This is a genomic window from Massilia sp. (assembly GCF_046293535.1).
Lineage (GTDB): Bacteria > Pseudomonadota > Gammaproteobacteria > Burkholderiales > Burkholderiaceae_D > Telluria.
The window spans coordinates 1-24,709 of sequence record NZ_JBKBOV010000031.1 but is presented as its reverse complement, the minus strand read 5'-3'; the positions used below and the strand labels follow the sequence as shown (position 1 = coordinate 24,709).

The window sequence follows — 24,709 nt, the reverse complement described above, 5'->3', positions numbered from 1 at the left end:
AGAGCTTGCCTACTCGTCGAATCCCAGGATCTTCATCGCCCTGGTCAGCCCCTTCGCGGCTTTCGCATAGCCCGCCCAGGGCTCGTTCCCCCGATCCAGGCGCGTGTGCACGTTCGCCACCGTCCACTGGGCGCTCGACTTGAGCTTTGGAAGCTCGTCCCACGCGAGGGGCACCGAAATGCCCAGCCCTGGGCGCGCGCGCGCGGCCCAGGCGCTGATGGTGGTCGCGCCGCGGCCGTTGCGCAGGTAGTCGATGAAGATCTTGCCGACCCGGTTCTTGGGGCCGCTCTTGAAGGCGAAGCGGTCCGGCAGCGTCGCCGCCAGGTGGCGCACGATGGCCTGCGAAAAGGCCTTCACCGTATCCCAGCCGTACTCCGGCTTCACCGGCACCACCACGTGCAGGCCCTTGCCGCCGCTGGTCTTCAGGAAAGCCGGCAGCCCCAGTTCATCGAGGAAGGCATGCATGATCTGCGCCGCCTCCTGCATCTGCGACCACTGCACGCCCTCCCCGGGGTCGAGGTCGAACACCATGCGGTCCGGGGTCTCGTAGCTTTTCGCCACCGCATTCTGGGTGTGCAGCTCGATCGCGTTCCACTGCGCCACCGACAGGATGCCCTCCACCCCCGCGATCTCCAGCATCGGCGGGTTGCTCGGGTCGAGCGAGGCATCCATCTGCTTCACGCCCGGCAGCTTCTTGACGTCGGCGTGCTTCTGGAACACCAGCTCCGCGCCGATGCCGGCGGGCGCGCGCACCAGGGTCAATGGGCGGCGCTTGAGGTGCTCCATCATCAGCTCGCCCACCAGCGCGTAGTAGCGGATGAGGTCCAGTTTGGTGATGCCGGTGGACGGGTCGACCACCCGCTCCGGGTTGGTGACCCGCAGCGTTTCCGGCAGCTTGCGGTGCAGGCCGGCGGGCGGCGGCGACACCGGTTCGTCCGGCGCCGGCCGTCCCTTGTCCGCCTCGATGTCCTCGATGTGGCGCGGCTCCTCGCGCGTGATGCCCTTGGCCGGCTTGTCGCTGCGCAGGCCCTGGAACACCGGGTGGCGCACGGCACCGGCGCTGGTCCATTCCGAGAAGCTCACCTCGGCCACCAGCACCGGCTTGACCCAGTGGTGCTGGCGCCCCGGCACCGCGCGCGGCGGGAACGGGCTCTCGTCGGTCGCCAGCGCTTCCAGGCGCTCCTTGACGTCCTTCAGGGACGCGTGGTTGAAGCCCGAGCCCACGTTGCCCGCGTAGCGCAGCACGCCCTCGCGGTCGTAGGTCCCGAGCAGCAGCGAGCCGACGCCCTTGCGCGAGCCCTTCGGGTCGGTATACCCGCCGATCACGAACTCCTGGCGCAAACCGCACTTGAGCTTGATCCATTCGGGCGAGCGGCGCGACACGTAGCGCGAATCGCGGCGTTTGCCGATCACGCCTTCCAGTCCGACCTTGCAAGCGGCCACCACCAGTTCGTCCGGGTTGTTGCCGAACTCGGCGGAGAAACGCACCTTGTCGGACTTGGCTTTCCTGAGGATCTGTTCCAGCGCCGCGCGGCGTTCGACCAGGGGCACGTCGCGCAGGTCATAACCGTTGCAGTACGGTGCATCGAACAGGAAGTAGACGATGTCGGCCGTGCGCACGCCGTCGAAGGCCAGCTGCAGCAGCCCGAAGTTCGGCTTGCCGTTCTCGTCGTGCACCACGATCTCGCCGTCGTACCAGCCGTCCGGAAGCGCCATGCGCTCGAGCTCCTCGCGCAGCGGGGCCAGCTTGTCGGTCCAGTCGTTGGCGTTGCGCGTGATCAGGCGCACCTCGCCATTCTCGACCCGCGCCAGCATGCGGTAGCCGTCGAACTTGACCTCGAATACCCAGTTTTCCGGATCCGGCGGCGGGCCGTCGACCAGGGTCGCCAGTTCCGGCGTGAAGGTTTCGGGCAGGGCCGCCTCGACCACGCCTTCCGGCAGGCCGGGTGCGGCGGCCTTCCTGGGGCCTCTCGCCTTGCCCACGGCCTTGGCCGCGGATTTTGCCGCCGGCTTTGCAGCCGATTTTGCCGCTGGTTTCGCCGGTGCCTTGGCCGCAGCCCGCTTGCGCGGCGGCTTGCGCGCAGGTTCAAGCTCTCCGTCAAGCGCCGCTTCGGCCTTCAGGGCCGCCACCTTGCCGCGCGCCGGTTTGGGCATCGGCAGGTCCTTGACGCTGTCGGGCATCTCGTCCACCACCGAGAATTCCTCGGCCGGCCGGGCATGCTCGTCGTTCTCCTTGATCAGGAGCCAGGCTTCCTGCTTGTCGTCGCCGCGGCCCTTCATGCGCACCAGCACCCAGCGCCCATGCATCTTGTGGCCGTGGATGGCGAACTTGAGGTTGCCCTTGCGGTAGCCCTCGTGCGGATCGCCGATCGGCTCCCAGGTGCCCTTGTCCCAGATGATGACCTTCCCCGCACCATACTGTTTGGGCGGGATGGTGCCTTCGAAATCGGAATAGGAAATCGGATGGTCCTCGACGTGCACGGCCATGCGTTTGTCGTGGGTGTCGTAGCTCGGTCCCTTGGGGACGGCCCAGCTTTTCATGCTGCCGTCGAGTTCCAGCCGGAAATCGTAGTGCAGGCGCGTGGCCCAGTGTTTCTGGATCACGAAGGTGAGCGCCTCGGTACCAGGTACGCCGCCTTCGGCGGGCTCGGACGTGATATCGAAGTTGCGCTTGGCCTTGTACAGTTTGAGCGCGTCTGGCATGGATGTCTCCCGGCTACGGTCGTGCAGCCAGTGTAGGCCGCGCCCGGCTGGCGCGACTGTACGCCAGCTAACCCTGCCTTCGTCCCTGCCCCGTTTGTAAGCAAATGTAAGCCCGTCAACCAGCCAGCCGGCGCAGGCGTTGAAGGTCCAGCACATAACAGGCCGCTCAGGCCCACCATATCCAAAGGACAGGTTCGCCCTGTCCATTGTCGCTTCCAGCGCGTGAAGGGCGTCTACAATGTGGCTTTGACCACCCCTGCGAGCACGCCATGCCCAGAATCGTCTTCCTCGACCGCGACAGCCTGCAGGCCCGGGTGCGCGCCCCCGCTTTCGCGCACGATTGGCACGACCATGACGCTACCAGCGAAGACCAGGTCGTGGACCGCCTGGCCGGGGCCGCGGTGGCCGTCACCAACAAGGTCCCGCTGCGGGCGGCCGCGATCGAACGCCTGCCCGACCTGAAGATGGTCGCCATCGCCGCCACCGGCACCGACAACGTTGACCTCGCGGCCTGCCGGGCGCGCGGCATCGTGGTGTCGAACATCCGCAACTACTCCCTGGTGTCCGTGCCCGAGCACTGCTTCGCCCTGCTGCTGGCGCTGCGCCGCCAGTTGCCGGCTTACGCGGCCGACGTCGAGGCCGGGCGCTGGGAGCGCTCGACCCGCTTCTGCCTGCTGGACCACCCGATCGGCGACCTGGCCGGCAGCCGCCTCGGCATCGTCGGCTACGGCGCGCTGGGGCGCAAGGTGGCGCAGCTCGGGCGCGCCTTCGGCATGGAGATCGCCGCCACCACGCGCTCGCCGATCGGCGATCCCGGCGTCGTCCAGCTGGCGCTCGACGCCTTGCTGGCCACCTCGGACGTGGTCAGCCTGCACCTGCCCCTGACGGAGGCGACGCGCCACCTGATCGGCGCGCGCGAACTGGGCCTGATGCGGCGCCATGCACTCCTGATCAACACCGCGCGCGGCGGCCTGGTGGACGAAGCCGCGCTGGCCGCGGCCCTGCAGGACGGGCGCATCGGCGGCGCCGGCTTCGACGTGTTGAGCCAGGAGCCGCCGCGGCCCGACAATCCGCTGCTGCGCCTGCGCCTGCCGAATTTCATCCTGACGCCGCACGTGGCCTGGGCCAGCGGCGGGGCGATGCAGACCCTGGCGGACATGCTGGTCGATAACATCGAAGCCTGGGCCGCCGGCCGGCCCATCAACGTGGTCGCCTGAACTACGGTCCGCCGACGCTTTCCGGCGCCGCCTGCGCCGGCTGCGGGTCGGGCGCGCGCAGCGGCAGCGCGAGGATGAAGGCCGTGCCCTGTCCCGGGCCGCTCTCCACCCGCAGCGAGCCGCCCAGCAGCGTGGTAACGATGTTCCAGCTGATGTTCAGCCCCAGGCCGGTGCCGCCCTGCCCCATGCGGGTGGTGAAGAAGGGATCGAAGATGCGCGAATGGTGTTCCGGCGGGATGCCGCGTCCGTCGTCGCGGAAGACGATGCGCACCCCGCCCTCGTACGGCGCGGCCTCCAGCAGCATGCCGCCGCCCGGCCCCTCGAAGGCGTGCAGCAGCGCGTTGTTGACGAGATTGATCACCACCTGGCCGAGCGGGCCGGGGTAGCTGTCCATGACGATGCCGGGCGCCACCGCCAGGTCGAGCCGGTGCCCGGCCAGGCGCACGGTATTCATCAGGGTGGCCACGATCTCCTGGCAGGCCTGGGCCAGGTCGAAGCGCCGCCGCTGGGCGCTGGCCTGGTCCACCGAGACCTGGCGGAAGCTGTTCACCAGTTCCGCCGCGTTGTGCAGGCTGCGCATGATCAGGCTGGAAGCCTCGCGCGAGGCCGCCACGTAGTCGGCCAGCTCGGAGCGGCGCAGGCTGGCGCTGTCGAAGCGCGCCGCGATGTCGCCGGTTCGCTCCTGCAGCGTGCTGGCCATCAGGAGGCTGTTGCCGATCGGGGTATTGAGCTCGTGGGCGACCCCCGCCACCAGCGAACCGAGCGAGGCCAGCTTTTCGCGCGCCGCCAGCTGCGCCTGGGTGTCCTGGAGCTGGCGGTAGGCGCTGGCGTTGTCGATCGCCACGCCGACATAGGCCGCCAGGGTCTCGAACATGTCGAGCTGCACCTGGCCATAGGCGCGCGCGGCCGGGCTCTGCACCGTCAGTGCGCCCAGCACGCGCTCGCCCACCAGCACCGGCACCAGGAGCAGCGAACGCGGCGCCATGCCGGCGCGCCAGGCGCAGGGCAAGGCATGCTGGATGGCCGCTGCGCCGGATAATGCCGGCAGATAATCCGGCAGCTCGTCGGGAAGCTCGCCGGCCAGCACTTCGCGCCCGCGCACGATGGCCCAGGCGGCCAGGTGGCGCTCCGGGTCCTCGGGCAGCTCGAAGGCCTCGCGGCGCTCGCCGTCGACCACGGCGTAGGCATATTCCAGCATGCCGCGCTCGGGATGGCGCAGCACCACCGCGAACAGGCTGGCGTCCATCAAGGCGTGCACGTGCTCGTAGAGCGTGCGCATGATGGCCTCGCGTTCCAGGTTCGCCGTCAGCGCGCGCCCGATGTCGGACAGCAGCGCGATGTTGCGATGCGCCTGCTCCACCACTTCCTTCTGTTGCTCGATTTCCTGCTTGCGGCGCTCGGCCGATTCCTTCTGGCGCCGCAGCTCGACGGTACGCACGCCCACCTCCTGCTCCAGCAGCAGCTTTTGCGCGACCAGGCCGCGCACGCGCAGGCGGTAGCCGGCCGTGAACAGCGCCAGCACGGCCAGCACGGCGAGCAGGCGGAACCAGGGGGTCTTCCAGAACGGCGGCGTGATCGTGATCGCGAGGGCGGCGGGCTGCGCGCTCCAGACGCCGTCCTTGTTGCTGGCGCGCACCCGGAACACATACGTGCCCGGGTCGAGGTTGGTATAGGTCGCGTAGCGGCGCCGCGCATCGGTGTCGACCCAGCCCTGGTCGAAACCCTCCAGCCGGTAGGCATAGCGGTTGCCGTCCGGGTCGGCATAGTGCAGGGCCGCGAATTCGAGGGTGAACACGCTGTCGCGATGCGACAGCGTCAGGGCGGATTTCTCGTGGAAATCTGGCATGGCGCGCGAGCGGTTCAGCACCAGGAAGTCGGTGATCACCACCTCCGGCGCATAGGGGTTGTCGCGCACCGCATCCGGCATGAAGGAAGTCAGGCCGCTGGTGCCGCCGAACCAGAACTGGCCGTCGCGGCTGCGCATGGCGGCGCCGACGAAGTAGGAACCGTCCACCAGGCCATCCTTGGCGGTGTAGTTCTTGGTGGCGCCGGTGGCCGGATCGACGCGCGTGATGCCGGCGGTCGTGCTGGCCCAGACGAAGCCGTGGTCGTCCTCGATCATCGCGCCGATCGGCAGCGCCTCGGGGCCCTTGTTGAACGGGTAGAAACGGAAGCGCACCCCATCCTTGCCGTTTTCCATGCGGTGCAGGCCGCCGGCGGTGCCGACCCACAGTTCGCCGCGCGCCGATTCCATCAGGTGATAGATGCGCCCGTGGCGCAGGCCGTTCGGGTTGCGCGGGTCGTGGCGGTAGTGGGTGAAGCGTCCGCTTGCCGGGTCGTAGCGTTCCAGGCCGGTCTCGGTGCCGATCCAGACGATCCCGTGGCGGTCTTCCAGCGCCGTGAACCCGTAGTTCTCGCCCAGGCTACCGGGGTCGTCGGGGTCATGGCGCCAGGTGCGCACGACGTCCTGGGCAGGCGCCTGGCCGGGGACCAGCGCGGCCAGGCCGCCGCGCGTGACGATCCACAGCGTGCCGCTGCGTCCGGCGTGGATCGCCTGTACATAGTTGGCGCCCGGGCTCGCCCCCAGCCCCGTCTGGCCGAATCGTCCGGCGGCGTCGCGCCAGGCCAGGCCGGTCGGCGTGCCGATCCAGGTGCGGCCGCGCGCATGCGCCACGGCGCTGACCACCTCGCCCGGCAGGTCGCCCCGGCCGATGCGCTCGATGCGCCCGCCCGGCCGGGGCAGGCGCATCAGGCCGTCGCCGGTGGTGCCGATCCATACCCGCCCTTCCGGATCCTCGGCGATCGCGCGCACCTTGGCCCGTCCCAGGCCTTCGTTGCCGCCATAGCGCGCGAAGCCGCCGCTGGCCAGGTCGGTGCGGCTGACCCCGCCGAACTGGGTGCCGGCCCACAGCGTGCCGGTGCGGTCGACCAGCATCGCACTGACCTGGTTGTCGGACAGCGTGTGCGGGTCGGCCGGGTCGTTGCGGTAGCTGAGGAAGCGGCCGGTCGCCGGGTCCAGCCATTTCAGCCCCTCCAGTTCGGTGCCGACCCACAAGGTGTTGCCGCGATCGTGGTACAGCGCATTGATGCGCGACTCTTCCATGCCCAGTTCGCGCCCGATGCGGCGCCGCTGCGGCTGCGCATCGGGCGCGCCGTCGCCGAGGCGCCAGGCTTCCAGTCCGGTCGCGGTGCCGACCCAGAGCGTGTCGCGCGGCCCCATCGACAGGGCCAGCACGGTATTGCGCTGGAGGTCGTCCGGGTCGAGGTCATGGTGCTCGAAACGGTCGGCGCCGGGGGCGAGCCGGTCCAGGCCTGCCGCGGTGCCGATCCACAGGTGGCCGCGGCCGTCGAGCGCCAGCGCGTTGACGCGGTTGTCGCGCAGGGTGCGCGGATCGGCCGGGTCATGGCGGTAAGCGCGCAGGCGCCCGCTGGCGGGATCGAGGTACTGCAGGCCGTCACCCGTGGCGAGCCACAATCCGCCGCCGGGCGCGGGCTGGATCGCCAGCACCGCGCGGTTGCCGGTGTAAGGGGCCTTGGCGCCTGGGCTCGCGGGCGCCGCGAAGCGCGCGAACTTGCCGGTGGCGGGATCGAAGCGTGTCAGGCCGCCCTTGGTGCCGAACCAGAGCCTGCCCTGCTCGTCCTCGTAGGAGGCGAGCACATAATTGTCGGGAATGCTGCCGGGATCGGCCGGATCGTTGCGATACACCGTGACGCGGTAACCGTCGAAGCGGTTCAGGCCGGCCTGGGTGCCGAACCACATGAAACCGCGGCGGTCCTGCAGGATGGTCAGCACCGACTGCTGCGACAGGCCCTCCTCGATCGACAGGCGCTCGAAGCGCAGGCTGCGCGGCGCGCCGGAGGCGCCACCCGCCCACAGGCACAGCATACATAGAACGAGCAGAGCGAGGCGCGGTCCCGGCTTCAAGGCAAACATAGGTGTCTCATCAGATTCCAACCCGGCTAATTTACCAGAGCGGGTTTGCCTACGGAAAAAAATTGATGCTTCCGGAAACAAGAAGGCGCTGCTATAATGCGTGCCTCGGGCGGCTGTAGCTCAGCTGGATAGAGTACTTGGCTACGAACCAAGGGGTCGTGGGTTCGATTCCTGCCAGCCGCGCCAGAATATGAGGGGCCAGATCGCAAGATCTGGTCCCTTTTTTCGTTGCGGCCCGTTATCGGCCTGCCGGAGCGCGCAAAGGCGGCGACGCCAATGAGGCATTGGCAATACGCAAACACCCTGCTATAATGCCTGCATCGGGCGGCTGTAGCTCAGCTGGATAGAGTACTTGGCTACGAACCAAGGGGTCGTGGGTTCGATTCCTGCCAGCCGCGCCAGAATATGAGGGACCAGATCGAAAGATCTGGTCCCTTTTTTCGTTGCCGGGCGCCGGCATGTTGCGGCGGCACCCAATCCGCCACGCCCGCGCGGTGTGGAACCCGGCATCGCGGTCGCGCTCCCGGTCCGGCGTTCCATCAAACCCGTCATCAAGATCGGCAGGGGTTTATGAAGCGTGCTTAAGCGCCTTCTAAGACGGCTCTGAGAAGATTCATCCCGCAGCATCGCTTTTCGATCCCCCTTCCCCGCGGCCGCCATGCTTCACCGGGCGTCCGCTCCTCGCAACGGGGCTGGGGGATCACTCCGGATGAGCTTGGGTTCACGAATCGGGGGATTTGCCAAATCATCCAATGCTGCTATAATGCGTGCCTCGGGCGGCTGTAGCTCAGCTGGATAGAGTACTTGGCTACGAACCAAGGGGTCGTGGGTTCGATTCCTGCCAGCCGCGCCAACTTTTCTTAAATGGCTCAGAAGCGATTCTGGGCCATTTTTCTTTTCAGCCATTCCCTCTTCACTTCTCCGACGCCGGTAGGCGCATTCTCTTGCATGCATGTTCGCGTGCACGCCCAAGCTTGAGTCCACTGCTGGGGTAACTCAGCAAAAACGCCTAAAACCCAGCAACTTCTACGCTTCGTTCATTAAACCGGACTGAAATCGTGGGGGCTCGACGCCGGAAAGCCCCTCCTGTTTTTGTAGGACTGGGCTGACATATTTTCAGCAACTCGAGAATTTTTTTCTACATATCAACGCTAATGAGACGAGTTCTCCTATGACGAGGCACCCGAAAGCATGTCCACTCAGAAATATCTTGATTTGTGGCATGCGTGGCGCGAGTTGAACGTTCAATCACATTGCCACGTGCTTTTTTTTGCCCGTTTGATAGCATGAAGTTCCCCGATACGTGAAACCCAGGCTGCAGGACGCGGCTGATTCTATGCGAGGAAAGAAATGAAAAAATCTCTGATTGCTGCAATTGTGTTGGCTTCCGCTTCGTTTGGCTCGTCGGCCGTCATGGCCCAAGAGGTCATCGGCAACTCCCCACAGGCGCTCGAACTGATCGACAACACCGCCTTCTTCGGCGACACCTTCGCTGCCGACAACCAAGGCAACACCTTCGAAGACCGCTTCACCTTCACGGTCGCCGGTGACATGCCGATGAACCTGGATGCGATCATCTCGTCGATCAGCCGCAGCGAAAGCGAAGGCCTGGACATCACTGCCCTGGCGCTGTATGGCGAAGACGACACCCTGATCACCACCGGCTCCTCGCTGATGAGCGGCGCAATGGACGTCTGGAGCATCTCCAGCGACAACCTGGTTGCCGGTAACTACTACCTGCAGGTCAGCGGCAATCTGGTGTCGGATACCGGCGCCTCGTTCGGCGGCGCCGTGATGCTGGCTCCGGTTCCGGAACCGGAAACCTACGGCATGATGCTGGGCGGCCTGGGTATCCTGGGCTTCCTGGCACGCCGCCGCAAAGCCAAGCAGGCCTGATAGCCTCCTGGTTCACTGAATCGACGGAAGCGCGCAAGCGCTTCCGTTTTTTTTGTCCATCGCAAAGCCAGCCTGCGGCTACCGGGCCGAGCCCTGCCCGGCGCCGCCCCGGAATCAGGTACGCAGCTTCTTGATGATGCTGCGGTTGCCCAGGATCTCCTCGATCTGCTCGAAGCGCACCGGCTTGACCATGTGGTGATCGAAGCCGGCCTCGAAGGCCAGTTGGCGGTCCTTCTCCTGCCCCCAGCCCGTGACGGCGATCAGCACCGTCATCGAGCCGCAGGCCAGGCGGCGAATCCCGCGCGCCAGGTCGTAGCCCGACATGTGCGGCAGGCCGATGTCCAGAAAAGCGTAGTCCGGGCAGAAGCGCGCCGCCGCCGCCAGCGCGTCGGGCCCGTTGTGGGTGATGACCACGCTGTGGCCCATGGCCGTGAGCAGCGCGCCGATGCTGTTGACGAAGTCGACGTTGTCGTCTGCCAGCAGGATGCGGTAGGACTCGGTGCTGATGAAGGCGGCCGGCGTCGGCTTGGCGATCGGCTCCGGATCGACCACGATCGGCAGGCGCACGATGAAGCGGCTGCCGTGGCCCAGGCCCTCGGACCTGGCCTCGATGGTCCCGCCGTGCAGCTCCACCAGCTTGCGCGCCAGCGACAGCCCGACACCCAGGCCGGCCACGCTGCGCTCGAGCGTCGAATCGACCTGCACGAACATCTCGAACACCGTGTCGAGCATCTCGGGCGCCAGGCCGATGCCGGTGTCGGCCACTTCCATCACCAGGGTGCGGTCCTCGACGCCTGCCCTGAGGGTGACGCGCCCGCCGCGGTTGGTGTACTTGGCGGCGTTGTTCAGGAGGTTGGACAGCACCTGGGCCAGGCGCGTCGCGTCGCCGTGCAGGAAGACCGGACGGTCGGGCAGGTCGATCACCAGTTCGTGGCCGTGCAGTTCTATATAGGAGCGCACCACCTCGAGCGCGTCGTTGACCACGGCCTTGAGCTCCACCCGCCCCATCTTGATGGTGAACTTGCCGGTGTTAATGCGCGACACGTCCAGCAGGTCGTCTACCAGGCGCACCATCTGGCGCAACTGGCGCTCCATGATGTCGGTGGCGCGCTGGGTCGCCTGGGCGTCGCCGCTGCGGATGCGCAGGATGTCCAGGCCGGTGCGGATCGGCGCCAGCGGATTGCGCAATTCGTGCGCCAGGGTCGCCAGAAACTCGTCTTTCCTGCGGTCGGCCACGATCAAGGCCTGCTCGGCGCGCTCGCGCACCGTCATCTCGTGTTCGAGCGTGCGGTTGGCCGCCTGCAGCGCGTCCGAGCGGCGCCCGATTTCGGCCAGCATGTCGTTGAAGGCTTCCACCAGCACCCCGATCTCGCCCTTTTCCCTGCCGGGCACGCGCAAGCTGAAGTCGCGCCGCAGCATCACCTGGCGCGCCACGTTCGTCACCGCCTGCAGCGGGCGGGTGATCGAGGCCTGCAGGCGCGATGCCACCAGGGCCGCGATCACGAGCGCGCCCAGCATCACGCCGCCCAGGATGGCGCCGTAGCTGAGCACCCGGTCCAGCAGCCCGAAGCGCGAGCGCAGGTAGACCGTGCCGAGCGGTTCGCCGTTCTCGACGATGGGGCGGAACACCTCCAGTTCGCCGCGTTCCATGCGGTGGCCGGGCGCTTCCGCGCGCGCCGGGAAGGAAGCTTCCGTTCCCGCCTTGGCGTAGGTGGCGAAGCGCTGGCCGCTGTTGGTATAGATGGCGGCGGCCATGATCTGCGGACGCACGCGCAGCACCGCGAGGCTACGCGCGGCGGCACTGCTGTCGTTGAAGGACACCGCCGAGGCGGCGACGTCGGCGACGATGTCGGCCTGGGTGCTCAGGTCGTCGATCCAGACGCGCTGGAAGGTGCGCGCGTCGACGACGATCATGGCGATGGCGGCCGTCAGGAGCGCGACGATCGTGGTCGCCACCGCCATCAGGATCAGTTTGCTGCGGACCGAACCGGTATCGTGCATGCTCATCACGATCCTCCCTTCTGCACCCGGTTCGCCACGGTCAGCAGGCGCGAACTGAGTTTGACGTTCTTCTTCTCGGCGGCATCGAGCGACACGTCGAAGCGCACGCGCTGGTCGACGATGCGGAAATTGATGACGCTGCCATGGCGCAGGCCGCCGTCGCATTCGGTGACGGTGAGGTAGGCGCCCGGGGCGGCGCGCAGCACCCGGCCGGCCCGTTCGCCGTCGCTGCCGGCCACGAACAGCAGGTGCACGGCCGGCGGCGCCTCGTTCATGGCGACCTGCCGCACCGCGATCGGCCGTCCCGCGACCATGCGGCCGCTGGCGATGCGCGCCAGTTCGGCCGCCATGTCCTCCGAGCCGACCACGGCGATCGTCAGCGGTCCGCTCGGGTCGACGAAGGCGTGCGCCGGGAATTCGGCATAGCCGAGGAATTTGTACAGGAAGGCCGCCTTGACGCGGCGCTCGAGCGCCTGGGCCCCGCCCACATCCGCCAGCGCGCGCGGCGCCGTCACTGCGGCCGCCAGCAACAGCGGCAACGGTAGAGCCAGCGCCCGGCAGGCCAGGCGGCGTCGCATGCGGTCGGGGAGCTTTGTTTTCATTCTTGTCATGGAGCTTTCAGAATCACAGCGTTGCGCTGGCAAACACAGGGCGTTCAGCGAGTTGGCGCATGCCCGCCGCCCCGAACTCGGGATGGCGGGCATGCAGCAGGTTGTCGCCAGCAAGGGCCAGTTCGACGCCGGGACCTGCCTGGCACGCCACGCGGAGGCCGGGTTCATGATAGCCCGGCATCGGCGGCTTCGTCGCGCTGGCCGACGCGCATGGGCGCGCGGCCGTAGGCGCCGGACACCCTGATCGACGCGAGGCCGGCTAGCCGATCAAACGCGCGGTCTTCCCGCGCAAGCACGAGGCGCTCGTCCTGCGCCTGGCTGGGGCGGACAGCGGCAAGCCTGCCGCCTGTGTGCAGCAAAAACAGTGCCGCACAAGCGCAGGCAAGCCGGGAAGGTTTGAACATAGTTGCCATCGTAGAACATTTTCACCCATGCACCAAGCGTGCGCGCCTCGCGCCAGGCTGGCGTCGCGGCGACGCCACGGCATGGTTGACAAACCCGGCTCATCAATAATCTTGATGGCAGTCATTTGAAATATAAATTGGACGGATTTGCGGCAGTGCAGCATCATGCTTCCTGTCTCCTCTATTCTCCTCCAAGGAAATAGATTCAGCCCGCTTCCTGGAAGCGGGTTTTTTTTTGGGCGCTGCACGCGCTCCGGAAAGACGTTGGACTGAGGAGTTGAGCCGATGGCCCACCTGGACCGAGCCCGGGGAACCGATGCGGCGGCCATGTGCCCCCGCCCTGGCGTGCCTGCCAGGCCTAAGGCTCAGCGCTCGGATTGCATGACATCGCTGGCGAACCCGCTGTTGCCCTGGTACCGGGGAACGATCCGGCGACTTCCTACTCTGGATCCACGCGAACGCTGCGGGACGGAAAATGCAATAACAATGAAGTGACCAGATCCTCCAGGACCTGACGTGAAAGTTCATCGAGCCGGTGGACGTCGTCCAGCAGGCGTTTGTCGCGGGGAAGCAGACCGGCGCCAGACTGGCAAGCTTGCCATTCCGCCGGGCCGCTTTCGCCAAAGCGCAGCCATTGCTTGCTCACGCCAAGCCAGTCCGCCAACAGCTGCAGCTTTTCCTGAGTAGGAATAGCGCCACCCGACAGCCATTTCCTTACCGCGAAGACGGTCACTTGCATACGCGGGTCGAGTCGGTTGAATGCTGCCAGCAGCAGCCCCGGGTTCGCCGGAACGCCGGCCGCCGCCAGCGCCGCTGTCAGGCGCAAGCCGAATTCCCTTCTCTCTGCCGCCGCCCTGGACCCTGCCATTCGCCCTCCACCATAACGCCGATGCCGAGCCGCAGTTAATGAGCCGACTGTTCGAATTGGCGAATATGAACATAATCCGGATTCCGATAAAAAACAATGAAAATATCGGATTCAGCGCAATCGAATCTGTTCGTGGATCATTATTTCTTTATTGACATAGAGGCTGGCGCCATGCGGCCTTGATTACCGGCACCATTCCCGGTAACGACGAGTGGCTTTTTATAGACATAATCCGCGAAGCGATGTAAATACTTGACTAGCAAGCGCTCCAGCCCGCCTATAATTGGTTACCGGGATGCGTCGCCCGGTATAACTTCTACAGAAACCGTATCCACTAGGGAGGCGCATTGTGCTGGCAATCCTTTCGAACGATCGGAGCATATCCGATGCCGAATGCATCAATTTCGAATCCTGGCAGGCCATCCAGACATCCGGATTGAATCCGGATGCGATATGGGTTTCCAGATCATGGGACGGCGATATTCACGCGCTCGCAAAAGAGATGCGCACTTCGGCAATCTGGTACCGCCAGCTTTTCACGGAAATTCCGAATGCATCACCCCTGATCGATGGTTGTTGCGATATTCAGGATGCGGGCCGGAGGGCCAAACAGCTCAATTTCGCCGTCAAGCAGGCCCGTATCGGGCCGGACGATCTCGAGGATATCGAGAAGCTGTTGTTCTTCATGGCTATCAGAAAAGGCTACGAGCTCGCTCCGGTGCTCGACCGCGCCAGCAAGTCACGCTACGTCTATCCGCTGTTGCAGGTGCTGAGCCCGGAACTCGACTCGCCACAGGTGCTGGCGCGCCATGTCGTCAGCGGTCTTCTTCGGGCGGCCCGCCTGGTCGATCGCATCCGTTTGTGCCGCAACTGCGGCAGCGCTCACCTGTCTTATGTCGAAGTGTGCCCGTCTTGCCAGAGTATCGAGGTCCAGCACGCGCCTTCGCTGCATTGTTTCGCATGCGGTCACGTTGCCCGAAAGGAAAACTTTCAGGTCGGAGGCATCCTTTCCTGCCCGAAATGCGATGCGCGCTTGCGGCATATCGGCGTCGACTACGACTTGCCCATGGCGCAATACGCCTGCTTGCACTGTGGTGGCGCGGCCATGGACGCGCCTGTGGTCGGGCGCTGCTACGATTGCGGCGGTATCGACAGTCCCGATCAACTCGACGTTGCCGAGGTCTATGCCCTGAACCTCGGTGAACAAGGCCTCGCATCGATTCGGCAAGGCCACCCCCTGAGCTATTCCGAAGCGCAGGATGCACGCCATGTAGTACCAGGACAATTCCGCCAACTGCTTGGCTGGTGGTCGAGTACCCAGCGGCGCTATCGGTCTTTCGAATTCAGTGTGGTCCTGATCGAAATCGGAAACATCGGCGAACTGCTGGACACCTACGGATCGCATCGCGCAAGCCTGATGCTGACGGAATTCGGCGAGCGTCTCCGGCACGTCATTCGTGATTGCGATGTCTCCAGCAATGATTCGCAAGAGCGGATCTGGCTCCTGCTGCCCTCGAGCGCGCCCGACACCGCGGCAGCCCGACTCCGCCAGCTGGCGCGCTCAGGCGATGAGCCGGCCGGACCGACACTGGAGGTCAGGATTCGGACCTTTCACTCCCCCCGCGACCTGGGCGAGCATGACGACTCGCGCGCGATCATGAATAAATTGCTTGCGTCCTGATGCCATGCTCTATACCGCATTGATCAGCTTCCTGACCGTACTGCAAGGCGTGTTCGCGTCGACCTGGTTCGAAACCTTGTGGCGCTTCATCCCCTTCGCGATCTTCCTCGAACTACCGCTGTTTCTTACCGTAATTTTTGGCATCGTCCGTTACGGCATTGTCCAGAATGCCGCTCCGGCCGTCGTGCCGCGGCGCTTCCGGAGGGTCTCCTGCGTGATCACCTGTTACTCGGAGGGGCGCGACGTCCAGCATACGATCATTTCCCTGCTAAACCAGGACTATCCGGGAGAGATCGAAATCATCCCCGTGATCGATGGCGCGCGCCAGAACCTGGAGACCCTGGCCGCCGCGCGCGATTGCCAGTCCCAGGCGGACCGGACGCCGCAGCGCCGACTGATCGTTCTGCCCAAATGGCAGCGTGGAGGACGCGTGTCGTCGCTGAATTCGGGAATGTCGATCGCCACCGGCGATATCGTCATGGCGCTCGACGGCGATACCTCCTTCGATCCCGACATGGTGTACCGAGCTGCAGCGCATTTCCTCGATCCCGGCGTGATTGCGGTATCGGGCAACCTGCGCGTCCGCAATGCGGGCTCCTCGCTGGTGACCCGGTTGCAGGCTGTCGAATACCTGGTATCGATCAGCGGGGGAAAGACCGGGCTGGCCGAATTCGGGATCATCAATAATATCTCCGGCGCATTCGGCATATTTCGCGCCGATATATTACGCCAAGTGCTTGGATGGGACGCCGGCACCGCTGAAGATCTCGACATGACACAGCGCCTGAAACAATTGTGCAGTCAACATCCCGGCCTGCGCATCGTATTCGATCCGCGCGTCATCGGCCATACGGATGCGCCCGCCACTTTGACCGCATTCTTCTGGCAGCGCATCAGGTGGGACGGAGATTTATTCTATATTTATTTCCGAAAATACGGTAGGAACCTGCGCCCATCGCTTTTGGGATGGCCGAATTTCTTTTCCCATCTGGTGGGCGGCGTCTTATTCCAGATCTGCATGCCTTTCTTGATCATTGTTTACCTGGGAATCCTGTTCTGGCGCTATGACACCGGCATTGTCCTGGGAATACTCGCATTCGTCTATCTCGTTTATTTGATATTCCTGATAATGCTGTTCAGCGCATTCTGGCTACTCGTTTCGGAACGACCGACAAAAGATGCCTTGTACTTCCTGTTCCTTCCGATTTATCCCCTCTTCAGCCTTTTTTCGCGGGTCGTTGCCGCCATTGGGATATTGAATGAAATCGCCAACCGCGGCCATCTCGATTCGGCAATGGCGCCATGGTGGGTACTACGCAAGAGCAAATTCTGACATGCGCCGACTCCACTCCTTGCTGTTCGCAGGCATCCTGTCCTGCACGTTGCCGATCGCCGCCGCGACCACGCTCGCGGAGCTGGAAGCGCGCATCGGCCACTCCAACCGGATGCGCCTGGCCGCCGCCGAGAGCGAGGCGGCCAATGCCCGGGTAGAGCTCGCTTCCGACAGCGGCATCCGCCTGTTTGGCGCGGCGACGCTCGCCCACGGTCGCGACGCGACGCGTCCTGAGCGCTACCGGATCGACAATCTTCTACCGGATGGGACCGGATCCAGCGCCGAGCAGGTGCTGACCGCGATTCCTTCGGCGCGCGGACGCGCCGTTGCCCAGCTGGGTATCCGCTTGCCGCTGTTTGGAAGCCGTACGGCCCTGCAGGAGAGCGGTCGCCAGGCGCAGGGCGTCGCCAACGCACAGCAGTACCGGCACAGGACCGCGGAACTGGAGGTGCTGAAGGCCCTGCGCTATGCCTATGCCGAGGCGTACTACCGCAATCTGGACCTCGCTCGGGCACGCGCCTATGCGGCGACTGCGGCCGGCAGCCGGCGCAGTCTGGATTCGCGCCAGGCCCGCCACCTCGTTCTCGCCGATGAGCGTGCCCGCCTGCTGGCCACCTTCAGTGAAGCGGAGGACGACGCCGCGGATGCGGCAGCCGCGGCCACGTCCGCCGTGACGACGATCAGGCTGATCACCGGCCTTGAAGTCGATCCGGCGGCACTCGCGGCGCCCGCCTTCCAGGTTCAATGCTTGTCCGCCGCACACTTGCAGGCGCAGATCGAGGCGCACCCCGATATTGCGTACCACGCCGCCCTTGCCGCCGAACGGCGCCGTGCGCTAGGAGTCGCGGGCACGGACGCGATCGAAGGCGGGCTCAGCTTGTCACAGTCGGCGCTCAGGGAATCCGGCGGGCGTAGCGGCTACAGCAGCGCCGTCAGCATCGACGTGAGCATTCCCTTCGAACTGAAGCGCTGGCGCGCAGCGCGCCGCGGTCTCGCCGCGGCCGAGCTGCGCGCAGCCGAACTGGCACTGGAAGCCCGCCGCAACGACTTCCGCCTGGGCGCCGATCAGGTCGTCCTCCAGGCCGGCATTGCCCGCCAACGGCTTGCGACCCTGATGCAGCGCGAATCCGCGGAAGCCGAAGGCATTCGCGTCGCCGAGCTGCGTCTGGCCCATGCGCGGGAGACAGCCATGGAAACCCTGGTTCAGAAGCGCTATGCGCATTACACGGCAATGCGCGCAGCCGGCCGCGCCCGATTGGCGGTAGCGCAGCGCGAGGCCGATCTACTCGGCATGGGACGGGCATGTCCCGATCCCGTTCCCGCACCACCGGCAGCGGCTCCCGTGGCAGCCGCTGGCGCGGCCGCGGACAAGCCGGGCTGGTACGCCTGGCACCTGTTCGAGCGCATTGCCACTTCGCCTGCGCAAAGCGTTCTGCAAAGCCTGCCGCCCGCGAAGCGCATCCTGCTTTCGCTGACACGCGACGAGATCGCCCGCGTTGCCCGGCCAGGACCCGTGCGCGACCGGCTGGGCGCCTTCATCGAGGCGGCGCGCAAGGCGGGAATCCGGGTTGAGCTGCTGCTCGGGGAGCCCAGCTGGGCGCTCGAGGAGGGCCATGCCGATTTGCTGCATCTGCTCGCCCAGCTGCGCGATCTTCCCTTCGCTGGTCTGCACCTGGATATCGAGCGGTCCCAGCTCCCGCCAGCGCAGCAGCCGCGCTGGGAGGCCGGGATAACGGCACTGACCCGCCGGCTCGGCGCCGCCCACCGTGTGCCGCTCGGGATGTCGCTGCATCCGCGCGACGCCAGCGACACCCTGCTGCGCAACCTGGCGGCAGGCGGCGTGGACGAGGTCACGGTGATGTACTACAGCACCCAGGCGCCGAGCGTCACCGCTTTCCTGGCGCGCGTCCTGCAGGCCCATCCCCGGCTCGGCATCAGCCTGGCGCAATCGGTGGAACGTGAGTTGCCCAGCGCGGAAAGCTATGGACGCATGGCGCCGGACCGTGCGCTTGCCGCCTTGCGCGAAGTCGGCGAGGCATTGCAAGGCGAGCCGAATTTCCGGGGCATTCTTGTCCAATCGCTCGATCAATTTCTTGGAGCCAAGCCATGAAGATCAGTTTCAAACAACCGCCGACCGCCTTCGAAACGAATGGGCTTGCCGTTCACTATGCACCCAGCAAGCGCAGCCTGCCGAGCTGGCGCTGGCGCGTCCTGATCGTACTGGTGCTGGCGCCCCTGCTGCTGTTCCTGGGACGCGTGGTCTACAACGCGATCTTCGTCAGCATGCCGGGCTTCGTTGCGATCGACCACAGCCTCGTGAAGACGCCGCTTGCGGGACGGCTGGTGCAGAGTCGGTCCCAGGGCGACAGCGTACATGCCGGGGACACCGTCGCGCAGTTGCGCAATGAAGTGCTCGAGTCACAGCGGGACGCGCTGCAGGCCGCCCTCGGCCACGCTCAGCGGCAGCAGCAGGCGCGAGCGCGCTCCGCGACGGCGCGGCCCGTGCCTCCCAATCCGGCCGCGCGGCCTCTGCTGGCGCTACGCGAGCAGCAATACCGGGACCTGCGCGCGCTGATGGACATGGGGGCGGCTACCAAAGCCGAACTGGATGAAGCCTACACCGCCCTGTTGCAGGCGCGCCGCGACAGTGTCCCGATTCCCACCAGCGCGGCGCCGGATACCGTGGTCGAGGACCCACAGCTGGGCATCCTGCGTGAGCGCCTGGCGGAGGTCGAGGCGCGCATCCGTTCCCTGCGTCTGGTGGCGCCACGCGACGGTACGGTGACCCAGGTATTCCCGAAGCCCGGCGAATGGCTGGCCGAGAACGCCGAGGTTGCCGACGTGCGTTCCGCGCACGCGCCCAAGGTCGAAGTCTATGTCGATCCGTCGGCGGCTTCCGACGCGAGCATCGGTAGCTGGGCGACAATTCGCTTCCTCGACGGCTACACGCACCGCGCCATGGTGGCCGAGGTCAAGGCCACGGCTCAGCGTCTGCCGGCGGACCGCGCCAATCCCCTCGTCGTGCGCCACCATTCGCTGATCGCGATGCTCGACCCGGTGCCGGCACTGCCGGAGCGATACCGCATCAACATTTTGCCCGTTGATGTCAGATTCGATTTGTTCCCCAGTGATCGTCAGGGCTCTACCGCATTGGCAAACCGGCTTTATGCTTCCGGGCAGTCCATGCGATAATGCCAATTCTTATTTCATCATGTTAATTCGATTTGCATTTGGCTATTGGATTATCGGTCAGCTATAAGATACCGATAAGCAATCAAAATATATTAGATATTTCCTCGCTATATTTTTCTGTGTAGTAAGTTATTCTGTGCGTCCTCCAGAAACTTACTGTGCAGAATTATGTTTTACAAACGAGCGATTTCCCTGGCAACATTATCAATAGCACTCGCAGCATGTGGCGGCGCGAATGTCGAGCCGCTTGCACCTGACAGCGCGATTGGCGTGTCCGAAAGCCTGCCGGCGTTCCGCGTCGCCCAGCAGCGGGATGACGTCCCGCAAGGCACCGCACCAGTGCAGCCGAGCGCGTCGGCGACGAACCTGACACTGGCGTCGGTGACTACTGCAAGCACCGTTGCCCCCAGCGCGGCCACGGCCACGCGCGCCATGTGGAGCTGGTTCGACAGCGACATCGGCACGAATGCGAAGCAGAAGGCGATGCTGGATTTTGCTGCGCAGCGAAGGGTCAACGTCATCTTCCTGCACAGTCAGGCATTGCTGAACAAGCCTGCATTGCTGGCTGGATTCATCGAGCGCGCCGCGTCCCGCTCGATCAAGGTCGAGCTGTTGTTCGGTGCGCCCGAATGGTCGCGTACGGAAAATCATTACATGGCAGTGAACATGGTCAAGAAGGCCAGCGCATTCGTCGCGGGGCTGAGCGGGGCGCGCCCGAGCGGACTCCACTTCGATATCGAACCGCATGGCTTACCCGATTGGAATCAGAATAAAGTTTCGCTCGGCAACCAACTCATCGACCTCTATGCCAAAATGAAAGTGGCGAATACATCCGATTTATCGCTCAATGCCGATATCGCAATGGGATACGCATATGTCGCCATTACCCGCAAGGGCATCACGCGTTCACTTTCTCACTGGATGGTCGACACCGTAGACGGCACGACCCTGATGGCCTACCGCGACTACGCAATGGGCGAAGACAGCATTACTTCGCACGCCGAGCACCCGATTTCGTACGCCATGTCGAAGGGAAAGCAGACTATGATCGGTGTCGAAACAACATGCAATCTCGAGCCTGCCAAGATCACGTTCTGCGAGGAAGGTTATAGCAGGATGGAAAGTAATCTTGCATCGGTTAATAACTTCTTTGGCGCCAATACCGGCTATGGCGGGTTGGCGATCCACGATTTCCGCGCGTTTCGCTCGATGCGGATGTAGCTTGCCTTTGCCGGGCAATAAGCAGCGCGGGGCGTAGCGCGGACGGCGCACGAATGAAGGCGGCGATACGGCCACATTTGGTGTAGGATGGCCGCCATGTTTTCGTTCCTACAACAGTCTGCCCATGCTCCAACACGATCCGCGCACCGCTAGCTCCTATGATTGGTCTGGAAGCAGCCTGGGCGAGCCCGCCCGCTGGCCCGCGCCCTTGCGCGTGGCCGCCGACCTGCTGCTCAACTCTCCCCTGCCGGGCCTGCTGGTGTGGGGGCGCGAAACCGTGCTGGTCTTCAACGACGCCTATGCCGCGCTGGCCGGCCTGGGCTGCGGCCGGGTGCCGGGCGGCTCGGTGCCTTCGGTGCTGCCGCCGCCCCTATCGGCGGCCGGCCCAGTCCTGCAGCAGGCCTGGTCCGGACAGCCGGGCGTGGTGGCCGACACGCTGCTCAGCTTCCGCCATGCCGACGGCCCGCTCGAGCATCGCTGCGACCTGCGCCTGACCCCGTTGCCCGGCGGCGACGGCGGTGTCGGCGGCATCCATATCCTGCTGGCGCCGCCCACCCCCATGGCGGCCGGGAACGAGCCGGAAACCGAGGATGCCGGCCTGCGCATCCTGGTGGTCGAGGACAACCTCGATTCCCAGTACCTGGTCTGCGAGATGCTCAAGGCTTTCGGCCACGAGGCCGACGGCGTGGCCCATCCGGACGACGCCCTCGCGCTGCTGGCCAAGCAGCGCTACCAGGTGCTGTTCTCGGACGTCAGCCTGCCCGGCATGTCCGGCGTGGACCTGGCGCGCCGCGCGCTCGAAGACTATCCGGCGCTGAAGGTGATCTTCGCCTCGGGCTATGGCGACTCGCTGCTGCGCCACCTCGAGTTCCCCTATCTGTCGCTCCAGAAGCCCTACGAGCTCGACCAGCTCCAGGACGCCCTGGACAAGGTGGCGCGCCAGCCGGCGCCCGCCAGGTGAGGCCAGTGCCGCGTGCCGGCAGGCTTCGGCTGGGCTACAATGGCCCGTACCAGGCCAGGCGCAGCCGCGCGCCTCGCCGGCCACATGCCAGCACTGATGATTCCAACTGAACCGATCGGCAGCATTCCTCGTCCGCCCGAACTGGTCGCCGCGATCCGCGCCGGCGCCACGACGGGCGAGCTCGCGCCCCTGCTCGAGGCGGCGGTGCGCGCGACCGTGGCCGATTTCGAGGCCACCGGGGCCAGCGTCATCAGCGACGGCGAGCAGGGCAAGTTCGAGAACTTCTGGAGCTATCCGCTCCGGGGCGCGGCCAATACCGCGCCGGACGGCTTCCGCATTCCCGTGCAGACCGGTTCCGGCCTCACCAGCCACCGCATGCCGCGCCTGACGCACGGTCCCTTGCGCTACCAGTGCTACGCCGACCAGTACCTGCGCGCGGCGCAGCGCCATGCGACCCGGCCGTTCACGCAGATCAAGCAGGCCATCATCTCGCCCTCGGCGCTGTCGCTGCTCTACCCGCCCGACGGCCTGGAAGGCTATCCGCGCGAACAGTTTCTCGACGACCTGGTTCGCGAACACGAGACCGAGATCCGGCGCTGCCTGGACGCCGGCGCCCACAAGGTGCAGATCGATTTCGCCGAAGGCCCGCTGGCGATGCGGCTGGACCCGAGCGGCGCCCTGCTGGCCAGCTTCGTCCACCTGAACAACATGGCCCTGGCGCGCTTTACCGCGGCCGAACGCGCCCGGATCGGGCTGCACGTGTCGGCCGCCGGCATCCGCGCCCCGCACGGCGGCGCGGACGGCGTCGACTATGCCGAACTGCTGCCGGCGCTGTTCGAGATCCGCGCCGGCAGCTTCTATATCGCGATGGCCGGCCAGCCCGACCCCGAACGCGTGCTGCGCATCGCGCGCGACTACGCGCGTCCCGAACAGCGCGTGTTCGTCGGCGTGGTCGATCCCTTCGACGCGCGTATCGAGAGCGCGGCGCAGGTGCGCGACCGGGTGCTGCTGGCGGCGCGCTACCTCGCGCCGCCGCGCCTGGGCACGACCGACGATGCCGGCTTCGCCCCCTTCTTCGACGACGACAGCGTCAGCCGCGCCACCGCCTTCGCCAAGATACGGGCCCGGGTCGAGGGCACGCGCCTGGCAAGCGCACTGCTGGAGGGCGCCGCGTGAGCGACGAGCACGAAATCGAGATGATGCGTTCGGCCGCATTGCGCAACGCCCAGAGCGTGCTGGCGGCGCGCCAGCGCGCCGAGGAAGAACTGCTGGCCGCCCAGGAAGCGCTGCGCCGCGCCAACGAACGCATGGAAAACATGCTCGAGAGCCTGTCCGACGGCTTCTGCGCGGTCGACCGCGACTGGCGCATCACCTACATCAACGGGCGCGCCCTCGACATGATCGCGCCGCTGGACAAGCACCGCACGGGCCTGGTCGGCAAGAACCTGTGGGACGAGTTCGAGGACCTGCACGGCACCTCGGTGGCGGAAGACTGCCGGCGCGCCATGGAGCGCCGCGAAACGGTGGTGCGCGACTTCTATTATGTGCGCCTGCAGTGCTGGCTGGAGATGCGCCTGCACCCTTCTCCGGACGGCCTCACTCTGTACTTCCAGGACATCACCCAGCGCAAGCTCGACCAGCAGGCCCTGGTCGAGAACAACAACCGCCTGCAGGTGGCGCTGGCGGCCGGACGCCTGGGCGACTGGCGCTGGGATGCGGCGCTCGACCGCGTGATCCTGGGTCCGCGCGCGGCCGGCATCCTGGGCCTGCCGGCCGAGACCCCGCTGCCCTGGCCGCAACTGCGCGCGCGCCTGCATCCCGAGCACCGCATCCAGGTGCGGCGCGCCGTGCTCAAGGCCTTCGAGGCGCGGGCCGACCTGAACATCGAATGCCGGGTCGCCACCGGCGCCTCCGGACACCAGGCCGCGCGCTGGGTGGCCCTGGTCGGTCGGCCCGACTACGCCGAGCGCAAGGGCCAGGAATCCCTGGTCGGCATGACCGGCGTGGTGCAGGACATCAGCGGCCGCAAGAGCGCCGAAGACACCCTGCGCCAGAGCGAGGAACTGCTGCGCGCGCTGGCCAACACGATCCCGCAGCTGGCCTGGATGGCCGGCACCGACGGCGGCATCGTCTGGTTCAACGACCGCTGGTACGAGTACACCGGGCGCACGCCGGAGCAGAGCGTGGGCTGGGGATGGCAGGAAACCATCGAGCCCGGCACCCTGCCCGCGGTGATGGGTCGCTGGCGCGAGACCATCCGCAGCGGCGAACCCTTCGAGATGGAGTTCCCGCTGCGCGGCGCCGACGGCAGCTACCGCTGGCACCTGACGCGCCTGAGCGCGGTGCGCGACGCCGACGGCCGCGTGGTGCGCTGGTTCGGTACGAATACCGACGTCGACCAGGTCAAGCGCGCCGAGCAGGCGTTGCGCGACGAATCGCACGTGCTCGAGCTGCTCAACAATACCGGCAGCATCCTGGCCTCGACCCGCGACCTGCGCTCGCTGCTGCGCGCGGCCACCGAGGCGGCGCTGGGGGTCAGCGGCGCGCGCTTCGGCGCCTTCATCCACTACGGCCAGGAAGGCGACGGCACCCTGTTCACGATGGTCACGCTGTCCGGGGCCACCTCGAGCGAGTTCCAGAGCTTCGGCGAACCGCGCGTCGGCACGCTGTATCCGCCGGAACTGCGC

The 24,709-nt window shown here is 65.9% G+C and carries 16 protein-coding genes and 3 tRNA genes; 13 read left to right on the top strand and 6 right to left on the bottom strand.

The features are described 5' to 3' along the window. Positions 1–9: 9 nt before the first annotated feature. Positions 10–2,703: a DNA ligase D gene (gene ligD, locus ACK4S9_RS16120; RefSeq protein WP_409727481.1), complete on the bottom strand. Its 2,694-nt coding sequence runs from the start codon at positions 2,701–2,703 to the stop codon at positions 10–12. Between the two features lie 269 nt (positions 2,704–2,972). Between ligD and ACK4S9_RS16115 the strand changes: the two genes are divergently transcribed. Further along, the gene (locus ACK4S9_RS16115; RefSeq protein WP_409727478.1) at positions 2,973–3,920 is read left to right on the top strand and encodes a D-2-hydroxyacid dehydrogenase; all 948 of its coding nucleotides are present in this window, start codon (positions 2,973–2,975) and stop codon (positions 3,918–3,920) included. Position 3,921: 1 nt separating this feature from the next. Here ACK4S9_RS16115 and ACK4S9_RS16110 read toward each other — a convergent pair whose 3' ends face one another. Further along, positions 3,922–7,806 (bottom strand): two-component regulator propeller domain-containing protein, encoded by a 3,885-nt coding sequence (locus tag ACK4S9_RS16110; RefSeq protein ID WP_409727475.1) that lies wholly within the window; start codon positions 7,804–7,806, stop codon positions 3,922–3,924. 157 nt (positions 7,807–7,963) lie between these two features. Here ACK4S9_RS16110 and ACK4S9_RS16105 point away from each other — a divergent pair. The 4 genes from ACK4S9_RS16105 (at position 7,964) to ACK4S9_RS16090 (ending at position 9,750) form a co-directional block, all read left to right on the top strand. Next, a tRNA-Arg gene (locus ACK4S9_RS16105) sits at positions 7,964–8,040 on the top strand. 138 nt (positions 8,041–8,178) lie between these two features. Continuing rightward, a tRNA-Arg gene (locus ACK4S9_RS16100) sits at positions 8,179–8,255 on the top strand. Positions 8,256–8,630: 375 nt separating this feature from the next. Further along, a tRNA-Arg gene (locus tag ACK4S9_RS16095) sits at positions 8,631–8,707 on the top strand. Positions 8,708–9,204: 497 nt separating this feature from the next. Beyond that, on the top strand, positions 9,205–9,750 hold the full coding sequence (locus tag ACK4S9_RS16090) for an FxDxF family PEP-CTERM protein (RefSeq protein WP_409727472.1): 546 nt from the start codon (positions 9,205–9,207) through the stop codon (positions 9,748–9,750). A gap of 114 nt (positions 9,751–9,864) precedes the next feature. Here the strand turns inward: ACK4S9_RS16090 and ACK4S9_RS16085 are convergent, their stop codons facing one another. The 4 genes from ACK4S9_RS16085 to ACK4S9_RS16070 all read right to left on the bottom strand — a co-directional run bounded on the left by ACK4S9_RS16085 (position 9,865) and on the right by ACK4S9_RS16070 (position 13,592). After that, on the bottom strand, positions 9,865–11,757 hold the full coding sequence (locus ACK4S9_RS16085; RefSeq protein ID WP_409727469.1) for an ATP-binding protein: 1,893 nt from the start codon (positions 11,755–11,757) through the stop codon (positions 9,865–9,867). Then, positions 11,757–12,353, bottom strand: coding sequence for a YfiR family protein (locus tag ACK4S9_RS16080; protein WP_409727466.1), 597 nt, complete (start codon positions 12,351–12,353; stop codon positions 11,757–11,759). The genes ACK4S9_RS16085 and ACK4S9_RS16080 overlap by 1 nt, the downstream gene beginning before the upstream one ends. A 173-nt stretch (positions 12,354–12,526) precedes the next feature. Next, entirely contained in the window at positions 12,527–12,766 is a 240-nt protein-coding gene (locus tag ACK4S9_RS16075; RefSeq protein ID WP_409727462.1) for a hypothetical protein, read from the bottom strand. A gap of 439 nt (positions 12,767–13,205) precedes the next feature. Further along, positions 13,206–13,592: a hypothetical protein gene (locus tag ACK4S9_RS16070; protein WP_409727459.1), complete on the bottom strand. Its 387-nt coding sequence runs from the start codon at positions 13,590–13,592 to the stop codon at positions 13,206–13,208. Between the two features lie 391 nt (positions 13,593–13,983). On the opposite strand from ACK4S9_RS16070, the gene ACK4S9_RS16065 reads away from it, so the two are divergent. The 8 genes from ACK4S9_RS16065 to ACK4S9_RS16030 form a co-directional block, all read left to right on the top strand. Beyond that, positions 13,984–15,315: a diguanylate cyclase domain-containing protein gene (locus tag ACK4S9_RS16065; RefSeq protein ID WP_409727456.1), complete on the top strand. Its 1,332-nt coding sequence runs from the start codon at positions 13,984–13,986 to the stop codon at positions 15,313–15,315. 4 nt (positions 15,316–15,319) lie between these two features. Continuing rightward, complete coding sequence (locus tag ACK4S9_RS16060) at positions 15,320–16,648, top strand: glycosyltransferase family 2 protein (RefSeq protein ID WP_409727453.1); 1,329 nt, start codon at positions 15,320–15,322, stop codon at positions 16,646–16,648. A gap of 1 nt (position 16,649) precedes the next feature. After that, positions 16,650–18,758 carry a hypothetical protein gene (locus ACK4S9_RS16055; protein WP_409727450.1) on the top strand — a complete coding sequence of 703 codons (2,109 nt, stop codon included), beginning with the start codon at positions 16,650–16,652 and terminating at the stop codon, positions 18,756–18,758. Next, on the top strand, positions 18,755–19,840 hold the full coding sequence (locus ACK4S9_RS16050; RefSeq protein ID WP_409727447.1) for an HlyD family secretion protein: 1,086 nt from the start codon (positions 18,755–18,757) through the stop codon (positions 19,838–19,840). The genes ACK4S9_RS16055 and ACK4S9_RS16050 overlap by 4 nt, the downstream gene beginning before the upstream one ends. A 168-nt stretch (positions 19,841–20,008) precedes the next feature. Next, positions 20,009–21,061 (top strand): hypothetical protein, encoded by a 1,053-nt coding sequence (locus tag ACK4S9_RS16045; protein ID WP_409727444.1) that lies wholly within the window; start codon positions 20,009–20,011, stop codon positions 21,059–21,061. Positions 21,062–21,185: 124 nt separating this feature from the next. Further along, positions 21,186–22,022, top strand: coding sequence for a response regulator (locus ACK4S9_RS16040; RefSeq protein ID WP_409727441.1), 837 nt, complete (start codon positions 21,186–21,188; stop codon positions 22,020–22,022). A gap of 96 nt (positions 22,023–22,118) precedes the next feature. After that, the gene (locus ACK4S9_RS16035; RefSeq protein ID WP_409727438.1) at positions 22,119–23,198 is read left to right on the top strand and encodes a 5-methyltetrahydropteroyltriglutamate--homocysteine methyltransferase; all 1,080 of its coding nucleotides are present in this window, start codon (positions 22,119–22,121) and stop codon (positions 23,196–23,198) included. Beyond that, positions 23,195–24,709, top strand: a 1,515-nt coding sequence (locus ACK4S9_RS16030) for a PAS domain S-box protein (RefSeq protein ID WP_409727435.1), incomplete at its 3' end; no start/stop codon positions are given. The genes ACK4S9_RS16035 and ACK4S9_RS16030, both read left to right, overlap by 4 nt.

What these genes read in the sequence shown, in the direction of transcription:
- ACK4S9_RS16055 (WP_409727450.1), top strand. Translation starts at nt 16,650, where the DNA reads ATGCGCCGACTCCACTCCTTGCTGTTCGCAGGCATCCTGTCCTGCACG.
- ACK4S9_RS16080 (WP_409727466.1), bottom strand. Translation starts at nt 12,353, where the DNA reads ATGAAAACAAAGCTCCCCGACCGCATGCGACGCCGCCTGGCCTGCCGG.
- ACK4S9_RS16085 (WP_409727469.1), bottom strand. Translation starts at nt 11,757, where the DNA reads ATGAGCATGCACGATACCGGTTCGGTCCGCAGCAAACTGATCCTGATG.
- ACK4S9_RS16060 (WP_409727453.1), top strand. Translation starts at nt 15,320, where the DNA reads ATGCTCTATACCGCATTGATCAGCTTCCTGACCGTACTGCAAGGCGTG.
- ACK4S9_RS16075 (WP_409727462.1), bottom strand. Translation starts at nt 12,766, where the DNA reads ATGTTCAAACCTTCCCGGCTTGCCTGCGCTTGTGCGGCACTGTTTTTG.
- ACK4S9_RS16110 (WP_409727475.1), bottom strand. Translation starts at nt 7,806, where the DNA reads ATGCTGTGCCTGTGGGCGGGTGGCGCCTCCGGCGCGCCGCGCAGCCTG.
- ligD (WP_409727481.1), bottom strand. Translation starts at nt 2,703, where the DNA reads ATGCCAGACGCGCTCAAACTGTACAAGGCCAAGCGCAACTTCGATATC.
- ACK4S9_RS16115 (WP_409727478.1), top strand. Translation starts at nt 2,973, where the DNA reads ATGCCCAGAATCGTCTTCCTCGACCGCGACAGCCTGCAGGCCCGGGTG.
- ACK4S9_RS16050 (WP_409727447.1), top strand. Translation starts at nt 18,755, where the DNA reads ATGAAGATCAGTTTCAAACAACCGCCGACCGCCTTCGAAACGAATGGG.
- ACK4S9_RS16045 (WP_409727444.1), top strand. Translation starts at nt 20,009, where the DNA reads ATGTTTTACAAACGAGCGATTTCCCTGGCAACATTATCAATAGCACTC.
- ACK4S9_RS16040 (WP_409727441.1), top strand. Translation starts at nt 21,186, where the DNA reads ATGCTCCAACACGATCCGCGCACCGCTAGCTCCTATGATTGGTCTGGA.
- ACK4S9_RS16035 (WP_409727438.1), top strand. Translation starts at nt 22,119, where the DNA reads ATGATTCCAACTGAACCGATCGGCAGCATTCCTCGTCCGCCCGAACTG.
- ACK4S9_RS16090 (WP_409727472.1), top strand. Translation starts at nt 9,205, where the DNA reads ATGAAAAAATCTCTGATTGCTGCAATTGTGTTGGCTTCCGCTTCGTTT.